The 17,974-nt window shown below is 51.8% G+C and carries 14 protein-coding genes and 1 tRNA gene; all 15 read right to left on the reverse strand.

All coding sequences use genetic code 11. The annotated features are described in order from the left end of the window. Positions 1-75: 75 nt before the first annotated feature. Positions 76-146 (reverse strand) — tRNA-Trp (locus WMO41_RS06890). A gap of 168 nt (positions 147-314) precedes the next feature. Continuing rightward, positions 315-1,682: a DNA repair protein RadA gene (gene radA / locus WMO41_RS06895; RefSeq protein ID WP_349229118.1), complete on the reverse strand. Its 1,368-nt coding sequence runs from the start codon at positions 1,680-1,682 to the stop codon at positions 315-317. Positions 1,683-1,711: 29 nt separating this feature from the next. Then, complete coding sequence (locus WMO41_RS06900) at positions 1,712-2,125, reverse strand: endosialidase (RefSeq protein ID WP_118542998.1); 414 nt, start codon at positions 2,123-2,125, stop codon at positions 1,712-1,714. A 105-nt stretch (positions 2,126-2,230) separates the two neighbouring features. Continuing rightward, positions 2,231-4,699 (reverse strand): ATP-dependent Clp protease ATP-binding subunit, encoded by a 2,469-nt coding sequence (locus WMO41_RS06905; protein ID WP_349229119.1) that lies wholly within the window; start codon positions 4,697-4,699, stop codon positions 2,231-2,233. A 24-nt stretch (positions 4,700-4,723) separates the two neighbouring features. After that, on the reverse strand, positions 4,724-5,761 hold the full coding sequence (locus tag WMO41_RS06910) for an ATP--guanido phosphotransferase (RefSeq protein ID WP_349229120.1): 1,038 nt from the start codon (positions 5,759-5,761) through the stop codon (positions 4,724-4,726). Beyond that, complete coding sequence (locus WMO41_RS06915; RefSeq protein WP_349229121.1) at positions 5,758-6,378, reverse strand: UvrB/UvrC motif-containing protein; 621 nt, start codon at positions 6,376-6,378, stop codon at positions 5,758-5,760. The genes WMO41_RS06910 and WMO41_RS06915 overlap by 4 nt, the downstream gene beginning before the upstream one ends. Before the next feature lie 14 nt (positions 6,379-6,392). Continuing rightward, on the reverse strand, positions 6,393-6,776 hold the full coding sequence (locus WMO41_RS06920) for a GntR family transcriptional regulator (protein ID WP_349229122.1): 384 nt from the start codon (positions 6,774-6,776) through the stop codon (positions 6,393-6,395). A gap of 102 nt (positions 6,777-6,878) precedes the next feature. Beyond that, positions 6,879-8,492, reverse strand: coding sequence for a cadherin-like beta sandwich domain-containing protein (locus WMO41_RS06925; RefSeq protein ID WP_349229123.1), 1,614 nt, complete (start codon positions 8,490-8,492; stop codon positions 6,879-6,881). A 116-nt stretch (positions 8,493-8,608) separates the two neighbouring features. Further along, entirely contained in the window at positions 8,609-10,852 is a 2,244-nt protein-coding gene (locus WMO41_RS06930; RefSeq protein ID WP_349229124.1) for a cadherin-like beta sandwich domain-containing protein, read from the reverse strand. Positions 10,853-11,078: 226 nt separating this feature from the next. After that, the gene (locus WMO41_RS06935) at positions 11,079-12,491 is read right to left on the reverse strand and encodes an oxaloacetate decarboxylase subunit alpha (RefSeq protein WP_349229125.1); all 1,413 of its coding nucleotides are present in this window, start codon (positions 12,489-12,491) and stop codon (positions 11,079-11,081) included. 67 nt (positions 12,492-12,558) lie between these two features. Further along, positions 12,559-13,707: a sodium ion-translocating decarboxylase subunit beta gene (locus WMO41_RS06940; RefSeq protein ID WP_349229126.1), complete on the reverse strand. Its 1,149-nt coding sequence runs from the start codon at positions 13,705-13,707 to the stop codon at positions 12,559-12,561. A 39-nt stretch (positions 13,708-13,746) separates the two neighbouring features. Further along, positions 13,747-14,112, reverse strand: coding sequence for a biotin/lipoyl-containing protein (locus WMO41_RS06945; RefSeq protein WP_349229127.1), 366 nt, complete (start codon positions 14,110-14,112; stop codon positions 13,747-13,749). A 21-nt stretch (positions 14,113-14,133) separates the two neighbouring features. Beyond that, a complete protein-coding gene (locus WMO41_RS06950; protein ID WP_349229128.1) occupies positions 14,134-14,910 on the reverse strand; it encodes an OadG family protein in 777 nt (258 codons plus the stop codon). Between the two features lie 17 nt (positions 14,911-14,927). Then, positions 14,928-16,376, reverse strand: coding sequence for an acyl-CoA carboxylase subunit beta (locus tag WMO41_RS06955; RefSeq protein ID WP_349229129.1), 1,449 nt, complete (start codon positions 16,374-16,376; stop codon positions 14,928-14,930). Positions 16,377-16,529: 153 nt separating this feature from the next. Beyond that, the gene (locus WMO41_RS06960; protein ID WP_349229130.1) at positions 16,530-17,879 is read right to left on the reverse strand and encodes a D-alanyl-D-alanine carboxypeptidase family protein; all 1,350 of its coding nucleotides are present in this window, start codon (positions 17,877-17,879) and stop codon (positions 16,530-16,532) included. Between the last annotated feature and the right edge of the window lie 95 nt (positions 17,880-17,974).

Raw genomic sequence — 17,974 nt, forward strand, 5'->3', positions numbered from 1 at the left:
CTCCTTTCTGAAATGCCGGTTATGAATATACGAAAAAAGCGATAAGATCTTTCGACCTTACCGCTTTTCACTTAGCAGGGGATGAGGGGCTCGAACCCCCATCGACGGTTTTGGAGACCGGTGCTCTACCATTGAACTAATCCCCTATGCTGTTTTGTTGAGGCTTTTTTTCGTTTCCCTCAACGCTCATTTATAATAACACGGATTATTCTGACTGTCAACAATTTTTTTAATTTTTTGAAAAAAATATATTTTTGATACGAAATGTGGGTTTTAAACAGGAAGCCAGGCCGCAGCCCGGCTTCTGTTTTTCATCAGATCAGCCTGATAGCTTCTCTCACATTGCTCACGCCATACAGCGTGATCTTATCCGTTTTCTTCATCTTGTCCAGGGATACCTGCGGCAGGATGCAGGACTCGAATCCCAGTTTGATGGCTTCGTGTACCCGCTGCTCTGCCTGGGATACGGCACGCACTTCTCCGGCCAAGCCGACCTCGCCGAAAATCATACACTTCGGATTCACCGGCTTATCTTTCATGCTGGATACCAGTGCCATGATGATGGCAAGATCCAGTGCCGGCTCATTCATCCGCATGCCGCCCGCGATATTCACGTAGGCGTCATAGCGGGACATCTCGTACCGGCAGCGCTTTTCCAGTACCGCGATCAGAAGATTTACACGGTTGAAATCGGCTCCCGCAGCGGTGCGCCTTGGCATGCCAAAATTGGTCTGAGTCACCAGTGCCTGCACCTCCAGCAGAATTGGCCTGCTTCCCTCTAAGGAACAGGCTGCTACCGCGCCGGACGCATCCTCCGGACGGCCGCTTAAGAGATATTCAGAAGGATTCTCTACCTCTTCCAGGCCATTCTCCTGCATCTCAAACACACCAATCTCGTTGGTAGAACCAAAACGATTCTTTACACCCCTTAAAATACGGTAAGAGGCGTTGCGCTCACCCTCAAAATAAAGCACCGTGTCCACCATATGTTCCAGCACACGGGGACCGGCCACCACGCCCTCTTTGGTCACATGGCCGACAATAAACACGGAAATGCCCATGCCCTTGGCAATCTGCATCAGGACATTCGTGGACTCCCGCACCTGGCTGACGCTGCCCGGTGCCGATGTCACATCTTCCCGGAACATGGTCTGGATGGAGTCGATGATGACAATCTCCGGCTTTGTTTCGCGGATAGCCTCCTCAATGGTATCAAGATTCGTTTCGCATAAGAATAAGAGTTCCCCGCTGATGGTCCCGATGCGGCTGGCCCGCATCTTGATCTGCTTTAAGGATTCCTCACCGGAAATGTAGAGCACCCGGTGTCCGTCCCGGGCCAGATTCCGGCACATCTGAAGCAGCAGGGTGGACTTTCCAATACCGGGGTCACCCCCAACTAAAACCAGGGAGCCGGCTACAATGCCGCTCCCCAGTACACGGTCCAGTTCCGGATATCCGGTGGAGATCCGGTCCTGCTCTTCTATGGACACTTCCTCCAGCTTCACCGGCTTTGCCAGTGTGCGCTGTGAAACCGCGCCGGTACGGCCGGATGGCGTTTTCTTCGCCACCGGCTCCTCCACCAGCGTGTTCCACTCCTTGCAGGCCGGGCACTGCCCCAGCCACTTGCTGGATTCGAAACCGCATTCCTTACAGAAAAATACGGTTGTCTTTGCTTTTGCCATATATGTATATCCTTCCCGTCAGAGGATGCTTAGCGTTTTACCACCTTAACCTGACAGGCAACACCCTCATTTAACTCTACGCTGACTACCAGCTTGCCGCTCATGTTAGTCTTCATGCCGCCCACTGCAACACCGTCCACATATACCTCATACTCGGTATCGTCTTCCAGCTGTACCGTGATCTGCGCATCCTTATCACCAGATACGGTAAACTCAACGCCATCATGCTTCGCGGAGAAATGCTCCACTGCGGTTCCCGGTACGGATTCGTAAACGAAAGAACCGTTGCGCTCTAACTTGGTGATCTCATAGAAAGTTTTGATCTTATATAAATCTCCCGCATGTTCAAAATTATCAAGCTTGCTCTTGGTGTCTAATTTGTAATTGCCAAAGCTGATGGTGCCATCTGCCTCGGAGCGGATTAAAGATTCGATTACTGGCATGTGTTTGCCCTCCTGGTATATTATTACATTTTACTGCTGTATAGAAACGGCACTGCCTGGCAGTACCGCTTCTCATAGGATTATACAACAACCGTCAAAATTAATCTAGTTTTTTATCACTTCTGCCGATAAAAATTTCAGGCCATCTTCTCCCTTTGTGACGGTCACTTCATCCCCTGCTTTGACCTGGCCATCCAGCACGGCCTCTGCCAGGCCATCCTCCAACAGGTTCTGGATCGCGCGGCGCAGCGGACGGGCACCGTATTTCTCGTCGTAGCCCTTTTCCACAAGGAATGCCTTTGCGGAATCATCCACTGTGAGCTTTAAGTTCATCTGGGTCAGGGTACGTCTGCAGATGCCCTTTAACATGATGTCCACGATCTCTTTCATGTGATCCTGGGACAGCTGGTGGAATACAATGATCTCGTCAATACGGTTTAAGAACTCCGGCTTAAACATCCGTTTTACCTCTTCCATGACACGCTCTTTCATGAAACGGTAGCGCTCCTTCGCATCGTCATTGGAGGCAAAGCCCAGGCGTTTCGGGGAAATGATATTCTCCGCGCCTGCGTTGGAGGTCATGATGATCACCGTGTTCTTAAAGTCAATCTTTCTACCCTGAGCATCGGTAATGTGGCCGTCATCGAGCACCTGCAGCAGGATGTTGAACACATCCGGATGTGCTTTCTCAATCTCATCAAAGAGGATAACGGAATACGGATTTCTGCGGACCTTCTCGCTGAGCTGTCCGCCCTCCTCGTAACCGACATATCCTGGCGGGGATCCGATCATCTTGGAGACACTGTGTTTCTCCATGTACTCGGACATATCAACCCGGATCAGGGCATTCTCGGTGCCAAACATGGCCTCGGCCAGCGCCTTGCAAAGCTCGGTTTTTCCGACACCGGTCGGTCCCAGGAATAAGAAGGAACCGATCGGGCGCTTCGGGTCCTTTAAGCCCACACGGCCTCTGCGGATGGCTTTCGCCACAGCGGTCACCGCCTCTTCCTGTCCTACCACCCGCTCATGCAGGATGGACTCCAGTTTGCGCAGGCGCTCCGACTCTTCCTCTGCCAGCTTTCTCACCGGGATCTTGGTCCATCCGGAAACGACATCCGCGATTTCGCCTTCACCGACCGTCAGCTTTCTGGATGTTTTTTCCTTCTGCCATTTTTCCCGGATCTTTTCGATTTTCTCTCGCTTTTTCTGCTGGCGCTTCTTAATATCACCAGCCTTCTCATACGCCTCATTCTTGATGGCCTGTTCCTTCTGGATCTCCAGCTTATCAATATCCTCCGTGAGAGTCTTGATCTCTGCCGGTTCCACGTAGGTGGTCAGGCGGCTCTTGGAAGCCGCCTCATCGATTAAGTCAATAGCCTTGTCCGGAAGAAAGCGGTCATTGATGTAACGCGCGGAAAGGCGGACCGCAGCCACAAGAGCGTCATCGGTGATGGTAACCTTATGATGCTCCTCATATTTCGGTCGCAGGCCCTTTAAGATCGCGATGGACTGCTCCTCATTCGGCTCTTCCACCACAACCGGCTGGAAACGGCGCTCCAGAGCCGCATCCTTTTCAATGTATTTGCGGTACTCTTCTCTTGTTGTAGCGCCGATTAGCTGGAGTTCTCCCCGGGCCAGGGACGGCTTTAAGATGTTGGAGGCGTCAATGGCTCCCTCCGCGCCGCCCGCGCCAATGATGGTATGGATCTCATCGAGGAACAGGAGCACGTTTCCATCCTCCGTCACCTCAGAAATTACCTTCTTGATGCGCTCTTCGAACTCACCGCGGTACTTGGAACCAGCCACCATGCCGGACAGATCCAGCGTCATGACGCGCTTGTCCGCAATGGTCTCCGGCACATTGCCGTCGGCGATCATCTGAGCCAGACCCTCCACGACTGCGGTCTTGCCGACACCCGGTTCCCCGATCAGGCACGGGTTGTTCTTGGTTCTTCTGCTCAGGATCTGGACAACACGCTGAATCTCGCTTTCCCGGCCGATCACCGGATCCAGTTTTCCTTCCCTGGCAAGCTTTGTCAGGTCACGGCTGAAGCTGTTTAAGGTCGGTGTGGACGCGCTGCTGTCTTTTCCTGCCCGGGATGACTGCAGCTCCTCTCTTGCGTCTGCGCCATCCTCTCCCATGGCGCTGCGCAGATCCACGTAAAGCTTCTGCAGGCTCACATCCATGGTGTTGAGCAGGCGGACTGCCGCACAGTCGCTCTCCCGGATCATGGCAATCAGCAGATGCTCGGTGCCGATGAGCGGTGCCTTAAAGCGCACAGCCTCCCGGTAGCTCTGGTTCAGCACCCGCACAGCCCCCGGTGTATAAACCGTCTCGCCGATGGTGCCCACGTTCTGATTTGGAAAGATCAGCTGGCTGATCAGTTCTTTTACCTTATCTGCATTTACACCGTTGGCCTCCAGAACTCTGGATGCCACTCCCTCCTCTTCCAGCAGAAGTCCCACCAGAAGATGTTCGGTTCCCACATAATTATGGCCCAGATCATTCGCTGCCTGGGTAGACAGCGCAATCGCGTTCCAGGCCTGTTCTGTAAAATGATTTCTGTCTATCAAATTCAGGTCCTCCTTGTATCTGTCTTAAGCCAGAAGCTGTGGCAGCTCTACCCGCACATAGGCGGCCCGTGCCATCTCCAGTTCTTCCCGGCCAAGCGGTCTGGTAGAAAGCTTCTGAAGGTTTGCCGGCTGAATTCCCAGCATCAGGCGGTATACCGCGCAGGGCTCTTCCATGCGCAAAAGCCCGTCCGCGCATCCGGCCATCAGCCGGGATAACAGCGTCATAGCCTCCTTCAGGGCCAGCTTTCTGGCATATTTTAATGTGCCGTAAGCGCGGCAGGCATCGTCCTCCCGGGATACCCGGTTTTTGTCGAGGGCAAGCTTTCGCATCTGCTCTTCCTGTGCGGTAAGCTGCAGCGCCACCTTGGACACCATATCCAGAATTTCTTTCTCTGTCATGCCCAAGGTTTTCTGGTTGCTGACCTCATAAAGAGATCCGCAGTTTTCCTCACCTTCGCCATACATGCCTTTCACCGAAGCGCCAAAGCGCGTCATCTCGGTGACCATGCCGTTAAAACGCTTGCTCTGGGACAACAGTGGCAGATGCAGCACCACCGACGCCCGAAGCCCGGTTCCCACACTGGTGGGGAACGAAGTCAGGTAGCCGTATTTGTCATCAAAGGCGTAATCAAACCGCTCATTTAAATAATCATCAATCTGCGCCGCCTGGCTCATAAGCTCATCCAGAGGCAGGCCAGAGGCAAACAGCTGGATGCGGATATGGTCCGTTCCGTTTAATACGATACCCACCCGCTCATCATCCGATACCATAACCCCGGCCGGGGCCTTACTGGAAGCAATGGTAGAATTAAACACCCGGCGCTCCCGCAGGGCTCTGCGTTCCAGATCACTTAATTCCTGCAGCCTTGCCTGTTCATAATGGCGTCCGTCCACGCTCCCAAGATCCTTCAGGCCTTCCTCCAGGCGTGTAATCATCTCATCCGCCTGTTTCTCATTCAGTCTGGATGGAAAGGCATACTCCTCCAGATTCCGTACCAGACGTACCCGGCTGCAGATGACCGCAGGGCGGGTCAGGTTTACTTCCTCAAACCATTTCATCATGCCTGTGCCTCCTTTAACGCCCGGATCTGGTCACGGTACTCTGCCGCAGCCTCATATTCCTCCGCCCGGACTGCCTCCCGGAGTCTTGCCTCCAGTTTGCGGATCTGGGCCTGAACATCGCTCTCTCCGGCAGAAACAAATTCCGCGTTCTGTCCCCCAGAGCCAGCTGCGGCATCCACAGCAGTTTCCTCCTCCGGCTGTCCGGAAGAAGTCAGATGGAAGGGATCTGCCTTGATCTTCTGGAATTTCGGATGTTTTCCGGTATGACGCACATTGCCCTGAAGCTGCTTGATCTTGTCATTGATCAGCAGGTCAAAGACACTGTAGCAGTCCGCGCAGCCAAAACGGCTGTTTTTCACAAAATCATCGTAGCTGGTGCCGCAGGTCGGGCAGACAATCTGGCTGGTCTTTTCTTCCGCATCGGCTTCCCCCTGTACCCCCAAAAGGCCTGACAGAAGCTTGCCTAACGGGAATTCACCCTCAAAAATTGCGGAATAAGGACCAAAATCCATCTCCTTTGCGCACTGGGTACAGTAATTGTGTTCGGTGCGTACCCCGTTCGCAATTTCCGTATACTGAATATTTGCTTCTCTTATCTTACAACGCTCACATAACATGGCACTTCCTCCATTTAACCCTGGCCTCCGCCCGTGTAATAATCATAAATTTCGTCCACCAGATCGTGGACTTCCTCCCTGGAAATATTTTTACAGACGCTCCTGGCAAGAAGAACCGAAAGCTCCTCCCGCAGACGTTCAATGGAACGGATCTTGTCAATATCCAGAGCGATCACGGCTCCGCGGCGGCGGTCCAGCTTGATATACCCCTCCTGCTTCAGTACGGTATAAGCTTTATTTACCGTATGCATGTTGATCCCGATATTTTCCGCCAGTTGGCGGACAGAAGGAAGGGAATCCCCCTCATGAATACGGTCCGTCGCAATACCCATGATGATCTGGTTCCTGAGCTGGATGTAAATAGCCTCCTCGCTTTCAAAATCAATCTTAATGATCATGTTATCACCATCTTTCGCACTCTCTGTTATAGAAATTGTATAACAGTATTATAGCAAAAAAAGCGGCGAAGTCAATACACCGCTTTTTTTGCTTATTTCTTTTTAAAGTTCATCATCCAGGTCAAACACTTCGAAGTCATCGTCTTCCGGCTTTGTTTCTGCCTTCGGTGCTTCTTTTTCGTGTTTTTCTGCCTGTTCTGAATCTTCTGCCAGGCTCGCAGCCAGCTGCTTTTTCACCTGATCTAACTGTGCGTCCGCTTCCTGCGCAGGATCCGGAATGTATTCCTGGGCGTCCTGAATTTCCAGTTCGTCATCTTCCGGTTCTTCTTCGTCAGGTTCCTGTTCCGGTTCATAGTCGTCCTCGTAATCGTCCTCTTCGCCCATCATGTAGCGTTCTTCCCGGCTGAGCTTACGGCCATTTTTACGGGATTCTTTCTTGGCCTTCTTTTCTTTTTTCTCCGGCTTTTCGTCTAACTGCGCGTAAGCATCGTACGGATCTTCCTCCCTGCGGCCACGGCCTCTGCGGCTGAGGATCAGAAGAATCAGAAGAATCACTGCAACAACTGCCACCGCACCAAGCGCGATTCTGGCAATGTTGTAATCATCCACCAGACTATTGTAACGGTCTGTCACATCCTGAAGCTCCAGCGTCTGGGTGTTGCCGTCTGCGCTCTGCTCAAAGTAACGCTGAATGGTCTTGTCTGTCAGGTCATAACGGTAGAAACCAACTGTACCGCTCTCACTCACGCCATAGAAGATGCAGTACTCCGGCTGTCCGCCCTGGGTATCCGGAACCCATCCCTGAACCTTGGTCTCGCCGATGGTAATGGAGGTTTCCTTCATGCCGTACGGAACAGCTGCATCTGCAGGAAGTGCTGCGATGCCGATCTTGAGCGGGGTTCTGGATGCCTCTAATTCTGCCAGAACTTCCACATTCTCAGCAGCTGCCGTGGTTTCTTCCTGACCAGCTTCTGCCATGCTCTCGCCGCCCTCTACACGGTCCACCAGAATGGTGTAGGTATGGCTGGTCGTGCCATCCTCCGCAGTTACGGTACAGGTTACGGTATTCTCACCCTCCTGCAGATCGGTTCCGCTTAAAGTAACAGTTGCCTTATCACTTGCCGGCACTGCGCTTACGGTAAGCTTTTCGGTATCCAGGCTTACGGATGCGGTATAGCTGTCAACCTCCGCGCTGAACTCCGGACTTAAGGTGCCAGGGGAAATCTTCAGGGAAGACAGGGATGCGTCACTGGATGCAGCTGCCGCCGTACTGCCGCTGTTAATGGTGACAGTAGAGCTTCCCAGCTGGGTAATGTCGAGCAGCTGCTCGTCTGCGTCGTAACCTTCATAGTCGGTTACCTCAATCTTGCTGCTTCCTGCTTTGAGTGCCTTAAAACGGATGGTAGAGGCAGACTCGCTGGTCCCACTCACACTGCCAATCACACGTATGGCGCCGTTTCCACCGCTGACATCCGGCTCACCGCCAATAAATTCCATGGCACTGGTATCATAGGAAAGCATGACTACCGTTTTGCCAATCTTCTCACCTGTTGTGCAGGTAAATTTTACGTTTACCGTAAACTCACTTCCCACCTCTGCGGTAGGATCAGAGAACGCGATGCGCGCATTCCCCGCAAAACTCTGAAATGGGATTGCCACAGCCAGCATCAGTACCATGGCAAACCGGATCCAGATCTGTTTCCAATTTCTGTTCATAATTGTCTGTTATCTCCTGTTTCTTTCTATCAGTCGTAACTGTTCAGTACCCTCACAGCTACTATCAATCTTATTATGCCCGGCAGCCATTTGCAGGCCGCCGGGATCATTCATTTTTAATTTCCACCCGGACTGGAAAACGTCACGCGGCTTCCACCTGAGGATGATCCGGAATTCGGGGACGTACTCGTGGAGCCTCCATTCGGTCCCACCGTGATCACACTGGATGACGTGCTTCCTGAAGACGTACTGCCGGAACTGCTTCCCGGTCCTCCCACCGTAACACCAGAGGAATTGCCACCTGAAACACCACTTCCAATTCCGCCGTTATAGGTCGGACCGCCAGCCTGGCGAACCACATGGATCGTGTAAGTACGCTCAGTGCCATTCTCTGCCCTTACGACTACGGAAATATCGTTGATTCCGCTGGAAAGGGATACGTTTCCGTTGCCCCGTACCGATGCCTTGGAATCAATCGCCGATGCGCTTACCGTTACATTGGATACGGAATGGTCTACGATGAGGTCATAAGAATAAGTATCACGGTTAAAGGTCGGTGTTAAGGTGAAGCCCTCTACACCCAGGCCATTTAACTTGTTGTTCGGGCTGCCGCTTAAGGTCGGCTGCGGGCACGGAGTCTCCGGCATGTTGTTGTATACCGGAATCTTGAAATTCAGAGCCGTACTCTTCTGCTGGGAAGTAAAGCCTTCCGCGAAAATGGAACCCTCAGAAGCTGCACCATCCACATTGGTCATGTACTGGTGTTTGTACATATTGGAGCCCTGGACATTGTACTTCTTTAAATAGAGGGTATCCTGTCCGGCCTTTACATAGTTGGTGCCATAGAACTGGGCACCGCCTGCAATCGAACTTTCCGGCGTGGTCCACGGTCTGCCGTAGCTGCCGCTCTGGGATGCGTACCAGAGTCCTCTCTGAACCGCTCCCATGCCATCGGAAGCATAGGCGCCTACATTAAAGTAGTTGTAATAGCCGGTATATCCTGCATAGTTTCCGGAAATGGAATTGCCGGTACCGTTACGTCCCTGTTCCTGAATGATCATGGCCGCAATGACATACGGGCTGACGCCGGAACTCTGGGCTGCGCTCATGATCGCGTCTGCATAGCTCACACCGGAAGTGGAAGTTCCTGTACTGGTTCCCGGAGTCTGGGTACCGGAAGATGTTGTTCCGGAAGGACTGCCGCTGGTAGAACTTCCGCTATTGGAGGATGCTGCTCCCGGTCCCACACCAATCACGACGCTGGATGCTAAAAGCTCCGTGTTTTTCTTTGTAATAGAAGCACTCGGCCCTTCCAGTCGCACCTGATGGCCACCATTTGAGGATGGTGACTGACTGGTGCTGCCGGAACTGCTGCTTCCGCCCGGGTACGATGAGGCTCCTCCGGAACTGCTTTCTCCCGGTGTCGCGGAGGTTGTTCCTGAGCTGCTTCCCCCAGGTGTCGCGGAAGTTGTTCCGGAAGACTTGCCGCCGGAGACTCCCGGGCCCGCACTCACTACGCCGGAAGAACTGCTTCCCGATGAACTGCTGGATGATGAACTGCCGGAAGACGTGCTGCTGGACGCAGAGCCTCCGTTCTTTACACTTCCCTCCATAAAGGTTCCTTTTAACATGGACTGTAAGCCCTCTTTTGTGTGTAGGGAAGCATTATAGCTCTGATCCAGGAACTGGAAGATATTCACCTCATCCAGGAAATTTCGCGGATCCATATAATAGCTGATGATCTCCGTGGAAGCTGCCACCCAGGTACTTCCGTCAAACCCGGTCCAGGTGCCGGAGTCCCAGTTATAGGCCCCATCCGCCAGAGATTTATAGGAAGAAATGCTGTTGGTATGTACCAGGTTTCGTCCAAGGACGCCCTCGTTCTGAATCACGGTGTTCCAGTCCAGTCCGGTCTTCACCGCCGTGAAGGTCCAGTTCGGATACTGGGCATGGATCTGACGCAGCCCGTCTTTGTAGGATTCCGGGAATCCCTGGGCAGAAAGCTGGGACTCAAAGCTGGAATCATGGCTGTAAGACACCGGGAATTTGACGTAGGTGCTTAAGACATATCCCGTCTGGGTCGAGCCACCGCTGGTATAACGGATCTGATACCAGGTCTTGCCGTCAGAAGCAGATTTTTCACCCACCACGGTAACCGCCGTTCCTTTTCCCAGTTTTCCGACCGAGGAATAGGAGGTTCCCGCCCCACTCCGGACATTTAAGCTGGACGCGTTGATGGTAGCAGACCGTTCCTGCGCGTATGCGGAAAGCTGCAGGGCACTGTGCACTGACGGCATCTGCACACAGAGTGCCAGTCCCAGAACTGCAGCCAGACCTTTTTTCAAGGTTTGTTTTTTCATTTGATGATCTCCTTAGTATCGCTTTTGCCGTAAAACAAAAAGCCCATTTCCGACAAATTTGCACTATGTTACATTATAATGACAAAATCCGACTGCGTCAACGGGAAGCAAAGAAACTTCACAGAATCACAAAAAATTGTAAGAATTTGGTCGATAGTAAAACAAAAAGCAGGGAGAAACCTGTTTTCACAGATTTCTCCCTGACTGATCGTAAATTCAGTATTTATTATACCGGATAAGCCTTGCTCTCGGTATCTGCCACGGTAGCATCTACCTTGGTCTGCTGAGCCTCTCTGTACTTGAAGAACTCTTCTGCTACCTTCGGGAACAGAGCGTAGGAAAGGACATCCTCATCCTGCTGCTTCCACTGAGCACACTCTTTCTCGAACTGCGGCAGCTGCGGAGCGATCAGGTCTGCAGGTCTGCAGGTGATCGGGGTCTCGTCGCCGATGATCTTCTTCTGTACTTCTGCGTTGAACGGTTTTACAGTCTGGCCAAACTCGCCAAGCATGATCTTCTTGGACTCCTTCGGAACCAGTTTGTAGCGCTCGCCGGAGATAACGTTCATAACAGCCTGAGTACCAACGATCTGGGAAGACGGGGTAACCAGCGGCGGCTCACCGAAGTCCTTACGAACGCGCGGGATCTCCTCAAGAACCTCCTGGTACTTATCTTCCTTACCAGCCTCTTTTAACTGGCTTACCAGGTTGGACAGCATACCGCCCGGAACCTGATAACGAAGGGTCTTGATGTTAACGCCCAGAACCTTCGGGTTTAACAGACCGGTCTTCAGAGCCTCTTCACGGATCGGTGCGAAGTAATCGGTGATCTCAGCAAGCTGATCCTGAGATAAACCGGTATCGTACGGAGTGCCCTTGAAGGTCTCTACCATAACCTCGGTTGCCGGCTGGCTGGTACCAAGTGCCAGCGGGGAGATTGCGGTATCGATGATATCGCAGCCTGCCTCTACAGCCTTTAAGTAGGTCATGGAAGCTACACCGGAGGTGTAGTGGGTATGCAGGTCGATCGGCAGCTGGGTAGACTCTTTTAATGCGCTTACCAGCTCCTGTGCTGCATACGGGGTTAACAGACCAGCCATATCCTTGATACAGATGGAATCTGCGCCCATATCTTCGATTCTCTTTGCGATTTCTTTCCAGTAATCCAGGGTATAAGCATCACCCAGGGTATAGCACAGTGCGATCTGAGCGTGTGCTTTCTCTTTGTTTGCTGCCTTTACAGCGGTCTGCAGGTTGCGCAGGTCGTTTAAGCAGTCGAAAATACGGATGATATCGATACCGTTTGCAACGGATTTCTGTACAAAGTATTCTACTACATCATCTGCGTAGTGGTTGTAACCCAGAATGTTCTGGCCACGGAACAGCATCTGTAATTTTGTATTTTTAAAGCCGGCTCTTAACTTTCTCAGTCTCTCCCACGGATCCTCTTTCAGGAAACGAAGGGAAGCATCGAAGGTAGCGCCGCCCCAGCACTCTACTGCATAATAACCAATCTTATCCATCTTGTCGATGATCGGAAGCATCTGCTCGGTGCTCATTCTGGTTGCGATCAGGGACTGATGAGCGTCACGCAGGACAGTCTCAACGATCTTAACCGGTTTTTTCTGAATCTCAGCCATGATTCTTTACCTCCAAATTTATGTGTTGCGGCAACTTTTGATTGCCGCAGCAAGAAATGATTGAATTTTAAACGCCGAAAATTGCCATGAATGTACCGGCTGCTACTGCAGTACCGATAACACCTGCTACGTTCGGGCCCATTGCGTGCATCAGCAGGAAGTTGGTCGGGTCTGCCTCAGAACCAACCTTCTGGGATACACGAGCTGCCATCGGCACTGCAGATACACCTGCGGAACCGATAAGCGGGTTTACCTTGCCGCCGGTAAGCTTACACATGATCTTACCAAAGATAACACCGGCTGCAGTACCTACTGCGAATGCGACCAGACCCAGGGCAACGATCTTTAAGGTGGTTACCTTTAAGAAAGCTTCTGCACTGGTAGATGCGCCTACGGAAGTACCAAGCAGGATAACTACGATGTACATCAGGGCATTGCTTGCGGTCTCAGACAGCTGTTTTACAACGCCGGACTCACGGAATAAGTTACCAAGCATTAACATACCAACAAGCGGTGCGGTAGTCGGCAGAATCAGGCAGACTACTACGGTTACGATGATCGGGAACAGAATCTTCTCCAGCTTGGAAACCGGGCGAAGCTGATCCATCTTGATCTTACGCTCTTCTTCTGTGGTCAGGGCCTTCATGATCGGCGGCTGGATGATCGGAACCAGAGCCATGTAGGAGTAAGCTGCTACTGCGATCGGTCCCATGAACTCGGACTGTCCAAGCTTACCTGCAAGGAAGATGGAAGTCGGGCCATCTGCACCACCAATGATGGAGATAGCTGCTGCTGCCTTGTCATTGAAGCCCATGAAAATAGCCAGGAAATAAGCACTGTAGATACCAAACTGAGCTGCTGCGCCAAGCAGGAAGCTCTTCGGGTTTGCGATCAGCGGACCGAAATCGGTCATTGCGCCGACACCCATGAAAATCAGAGACGGAAGGATACTCCACTCATCCAGAATGAAGAAGTAGTGAAGAAGTCCGCCTACGCCATTGGACATATCTTCCGGGTTAGCCATAATATCCGGGTAGATATTAACTAACAGCATACCAAACGCAATCGGAACCAGTAAGAGCGGCTCGAATCCTTTTCTGATTGCCAGATACAGGAATACGAATGCCACCAGGATCATGATAAAGTTTCCAAAGGTCAGATTGAAGAATGCGGTCTGCTGAAGAAGATTGGCCAAAGTAGATCCAATATAATCCATTTTAATCCCTCCATGTGGAACTTGCTTTTTGGCAAGCTATTAGTTTAATGTAGCAAGAGTTGCGCCAGCTTCTACTGCGTCGCCTGCTGCTGCATTAATGCTTGCAACGGTTCCATCCTGAGGAGCTACGATATCGTTCTCCATCTTCATAGCCTCGAGAACCATGATTACGTCGCCTTTCTTAACAGCCTGTCCAGCGTTAGCCTTAACTGCCAGAATCTTGCCCGGCATCGGAGCGGTTACAACGACAGAACCCTGAGTGCCAGCCGGAGCTGCTGCCTTCGGTGCTGCCGGAGCTGCCTTCGGTGCTGCTGCAGCAGGTGCCTGAACTACACCAGCAGTGGTTCCTTCTTCAACAGTTACATTGTATACATTGCCATTCACAGTAATTGTGTAATTTTTCATGATAAGAATCCTCCTATTCGCTTATGCTCTTTTCCATTTTGCGCCCGGTGCACGTTTGATGGAGCGTACTACCAGGGAGTCGGTTGACGTATTGGTTGATGCTGCGATAGCCGCAGTAATGACAGCCACCAGTTCCAGATCATCCACAAGCTCTTCCTCTTCTGCTGCCGGTGCTGCCACAGGAGCTGCTGCCGGAGCCGGAGCTGCGTTCTTTGCTTTCATCTTGTTCTCGAAGACGCTGATGAACTTGAAGCAGCTGATCAGGATGCTGATGAAGATCAGTACCAGGAATACGGTACCCATGCCGAGTAAGGTATTCATGCCTGCCTTGGCCATGTTCTCGCCTACGGTATACTCCGGGCTGAAGGTCAGGCTGACCGGATTTAAGTTCTGGCTCTGCGGGTCCATGGTGTAGAATGCCTTGAACTCTACGTTGCGGTTCTCAAACTGTGCCTGAACCACACACACATACTGGTCATCCTCACCAAGCTCGGTATCAGAGGAAAGAACGCTTACAAATGCGCCGGTGTCCTTCATAACACTAATCCAGGAAGTCAGGCCGCTTGCAAGGCCGTCCTCACCCTGTTTGATCAGGCCGGTCTCAGACTCCTCTGCTGTGGCCTCGTCCATCTCAGCGATGGTCTGGAGCAGGTTTTCCGTGATCTGAGAAATGTAGGAAGCTGTCTGCGGATCCAGAGTTTCTGCCTCAGCAGCGTTCTTGTTGGAGCATGCGGACAGAGCAAAGAGGCTGACTACCATGCTTAACACTAACAAAACTCGTTTCATATACTGTTTCATATACTTGTCACCTCATTCTAAACCGTTCCATGTTTTCTGTCCGGACGATCCTCTCTCTTGGTAAACAGCATCTCGAATGCTGCGATCACGCGTTTTCTGGTGTCGCAAGCCTCGATGATATCGTCTACATATCCTCTCTTTGCTGCTGCCAGTGCGCTGGACTGCATCTCACGGTAAGCAGCTGCCTTCTCGTTGATGAGAGCAACAGAATCATCTGCCTTTGCGATCTCGTCTGCATACATGATCTTAGCTGCAGCGGAAGCATCCATCATGCCGATGTTTGCGTTCGGCCATGCGTAAACTACATCTGCGCCGATGGACTTGGAGTTCATGGTCAGGTAAGCGGTACCATAAGCCTCGCCGACTACTACGGTTACCTTCGGAACGCTTGCATTTGCGAAAGCGTAGGTCAGGCGGCCTGCGTTCTTTGCGATGCGGCGCTCGGTGCACTTGCTTGCCTTGTAACCCTTTACGTTCACCAGGGTCAGTAACGGAATGTTGAACGCGTCACAGAAGGAAACGAACTTTGCTGCTTTCTCAGCGCCGTTAGCAGAGAGAACTGCCTCGAACTCGTCTTCCTTTACGCCATCTGCTGCGTAAACAGCGGTACGGTTTGCAACACATCCTACGGTAGTTCCGTTTAAGCGGATGAAGCCGGTTACCATGGACTTGTCGTAGTTTTTCTTAACCTCTAAGAAGAAGTTGTCATCAGAGATCTGTGCCAGGGCCAGGTCGGTAGCGCCTGCATAGTTCTCAAGATCGGAGCATACACGGTTTAAATCATCAGTGCACTCGCTGTAGGACATATCATCCTCGTTGTTTGCCGGAAGGATGGCTACCAGGGAGCGGATCTGGGATAAGATATCCTCTTCGCTCCCGGTAAAGTCAACCAGGCCGGTCTCCTCGCTCTGGAATGCTGCGCTGGAAGTATCGCACTTCTCAACACGGTTTCCGTCGATTGCGTTCGGAGAATTTACAAATAATTTTGCATTCTTCTCTTCCATAAAAATGAAGTCAGCCATAGCGGAAGCTACTGCCATACCGCCGCCGCAGGTACCGAAAATAGCGGAGATCTGCGGAACTACGCCGGATGCCATGGTCTGGCTTAAATACATCTCACCAAAGCCGTTTAATGCGTCAGTTGCCTCCTGCAGGCGAAGACCTGCGCAGTCAACCAGTCCGATAACCGGTGCGCCCATCTTTACAGCCATGGAATAGATGTTGGAAATTTTCTTTGCGTGCATCTCACCTAAGGAGCCGCCCAGTACGGAAGCATCCTGGCTGTACACATACACAAGGTTTCCTTCGATAGTACCGTAACCGGTGATCACGCCATCTGCCGGAGTCTCCTTGTCAGTCATGTTAAAATCGGTGCTTCTCGCTGTAATATAAGCGCCAACTTCAACAAAACTGTTCTCATCAAGTAATGCGTTGATTCTGTTACTTGCTGATGTTTGATTACTCATTTTGCAATCCTCCATTTTGAAATATTTGACGATCGCTGTATTTCTCTTTTGCATTGTTAAGAGAAAAACAAACTATCGCTTAGTAAATCCAATTTCTGCCGAGTATAATAATATAATGTCAGCCGATAAAATTCAAGTATTTTTGAAATTTTTTTACAATTTAAAGAAACTCCAGATCGTAACGACTTTTCGCATACAGTACGACAGGCTCCAGGCCTCTGCCGCTTCCACGGTATGGTATGTGCTCACGCCAATCATGTTCCCGCTCAGCCGGTATAAAACACGCCCTGCCGCTTCCCCTTCTCTCACCGGCGCCTGGAATTCTTTTTTCAGCTCATACTCTGCCTCTGCCCTTTCTCCGTCTGCCACGAGAAGCCGGAAGGCCCGTTTCTCCCCTGGGCTGTCAGAAACCGCGCAGATCCGGTCTTTATACGCACCATTTTTCAGCGGAATCTGGACCTGCTTTTCCTCAAACGCAAACTCCTGATAGAAAAAATGCTCTTTGCCATAGCGGTACAGTTTTCTCACATCTTCCCATTTCCAGGTTTTGTGGGGAGGCCATCCGCAGCCCAGCAGCGCGACAATAAACCCCCGGTCGCCGTCGGACAGCTGCGCAATATAGCAGTACCCCGCCCCTCCGGTAAATCCGGTCTTGCCGGTCACCGCCTCCTGTGTCATCTCCAGAAGCGCGTTGTGGTTCCTGCAAGAGTATGTATGCGTTCCATCCTGATCCGAAAAGGCATGGTTTCCGGTACGCGTTATTGTTAAAAATTCATCGCGTTTCGGTGAGACTTCCGTGCAGTAGCGCAGGATTTTTGCCAGTTCCGCAGCCGTAGTACTGTGCCGTATCCCTTCGCCCGCCTCGGTCTCTGCTTCCGCGTCCAGTCCGTTCGGCGTCAGAAATGTAGTGTCTTTACAGCCGATTTCGCGCGCCTTGCGGTTCATCGTTTCCGCAAAAGCCTCTATACTTCCACTGATATACTCTGCGATCACTACGGCGGAATCGTTATGAGACTCCAGCATCAGGGAATACAGAAGGTCCTGAAGTTTTAAGCGACTGCCCGCCGGAGCGCCGAGTTTTACCTTTGGCTGCGTCGCCGCTTTCTTTGAAACCTCACAGAAGTCGTCCGGGTTTCCCAGCTCCAGCGCCAGAATGCAGGTCATGATCTTGGTGGTACTGGCCATAGGCCGGATCTGATGCTCGTCCTTTCCATATAAAATGCGTCCGCTGTCCGCGTCCATTAAAACAGCGCTCTGAGCATGCAGGGAAAGTGGCTGTTCGCCGTCCTGTTTCATCTTCACAGATTTCTGCGCTACTGCAGTTTCATTCACCACAGCCTGTTCTTTCTCTGCTGTCTGCCATTCTTTGCCCGTCTGTACGCTTCCCGCGACCCGCCACGCATCCGGCTGCGGCCGCACACTTCCCCATGCCGCAAATCCGATGCTGATTCCGGCCATCAGCCCGATGATCCGGTTTTTCATTCCCGCTCCTTTTCTGCCCAATCCGCACTCCTTCATATTCTTTTATCATTCCATCTCTCTATCCTATTCTGGTAAATTTTCGGATATTCTGCTATGATAGAAGGCATATCGGACTT

The organism is Ventrimonas faecis (genome assembly GCF_040096075.1).
Classification (GTDB): domain Bacteria; phylum Bacillota; class Clostridia; order Lachnospirales; family Lachnospiraceae; genus Brotaphodocola; species Brotaphodocola faecis.

Excerpts from the sequence above, each read along its gene's own strand:
- WMO41_RS06930 (WP_349229124.1), bottom strand. The coding sequence starts at position 10,852 with ATGAAAAAACAAACCTTGAAAAAAGGTCTGGCTGCAGTTCTGGGACTG.
- WMO41_RS06955 (WP_349229129.1), bottom strand. The coding sequence starts at position 16,376 with ATGAGTAATCAAACATCAGCAAGTAACAGAATCAACGCATTACTTGAT.
- WMO41_RS06940 (WP_349229126.1), bottom strand. The coding sequence starts at position 13,707 with ATGGATTATATTGGATCTACTTTGGCCAATCTTCTTCAGCAGACCGCA.
- WMO41_RS06935 (WP_349229125.1), bottom strand. The coding sequence starts at position 12,491 with ATGGCTGAGATTCAGAAAAAACCGGTTAAGATCGTTGAGACTGTCCTG.
- WMO41_RS06900 (WP_118542998.1), bottom strand. The coding sequence starts at position 2,125 with ATGCCAGTAATCGAATCTTTAATCCGCTCCGAGGCAGATGGCACCATC.
- WMO41_RS06910 (WP_349229120.1), bottom strand. The coding sequence starts at position 5,761 with ATGATGAAATGGTTTGAGGAAGTAAACCTGACCCGCCCTGCGGTCATC.
- WMO41_RS06915 (WP_349229121.1), bottom strand. The coding sequence starts at position 6,378 with ATGTTATGTGAGCGTTGTAAGATAAGAGAAGCAAATATTCAGTATACG.
- WMO41_RS06950 (WP_349229128.1), bottom strand. The coding sequence starts at position 14,910 with ATGAAACAGTATATGAAACGAGTTTTGTTAGTGTTAAGCATGGTAGTC.
- WMO41_RS06920 (WP_349229122.1), bottom strand. The coding sequence starts at position 6,776 with ATGATCATTAAGATTGATTTTGAAAGCGAGGAGGCTATTTACATCCAG.
- WMO41_RS06945 (WP_349229127.1), bottom strand. The coding sequence starts at position 14,112 with ATGAAAAATTACACAATTACTGTGAATGGCAATGTATACAATGTAACT.
- WMO41_RS06925 (WP_349229123.1), bottom strand. The coding sequence starts at position 8,492 with ATGAACAGAAATTGGAAACAGATCTGGATCCGGTTTGCCATGGTACTG.
- radA (WP_349229118.1), bottom strand. The coding sequence starts at position 1,682 with ATGGCAAAAGCAAAGACAACCGTATTTTTCTGTAAGGAATGCGGTTTC.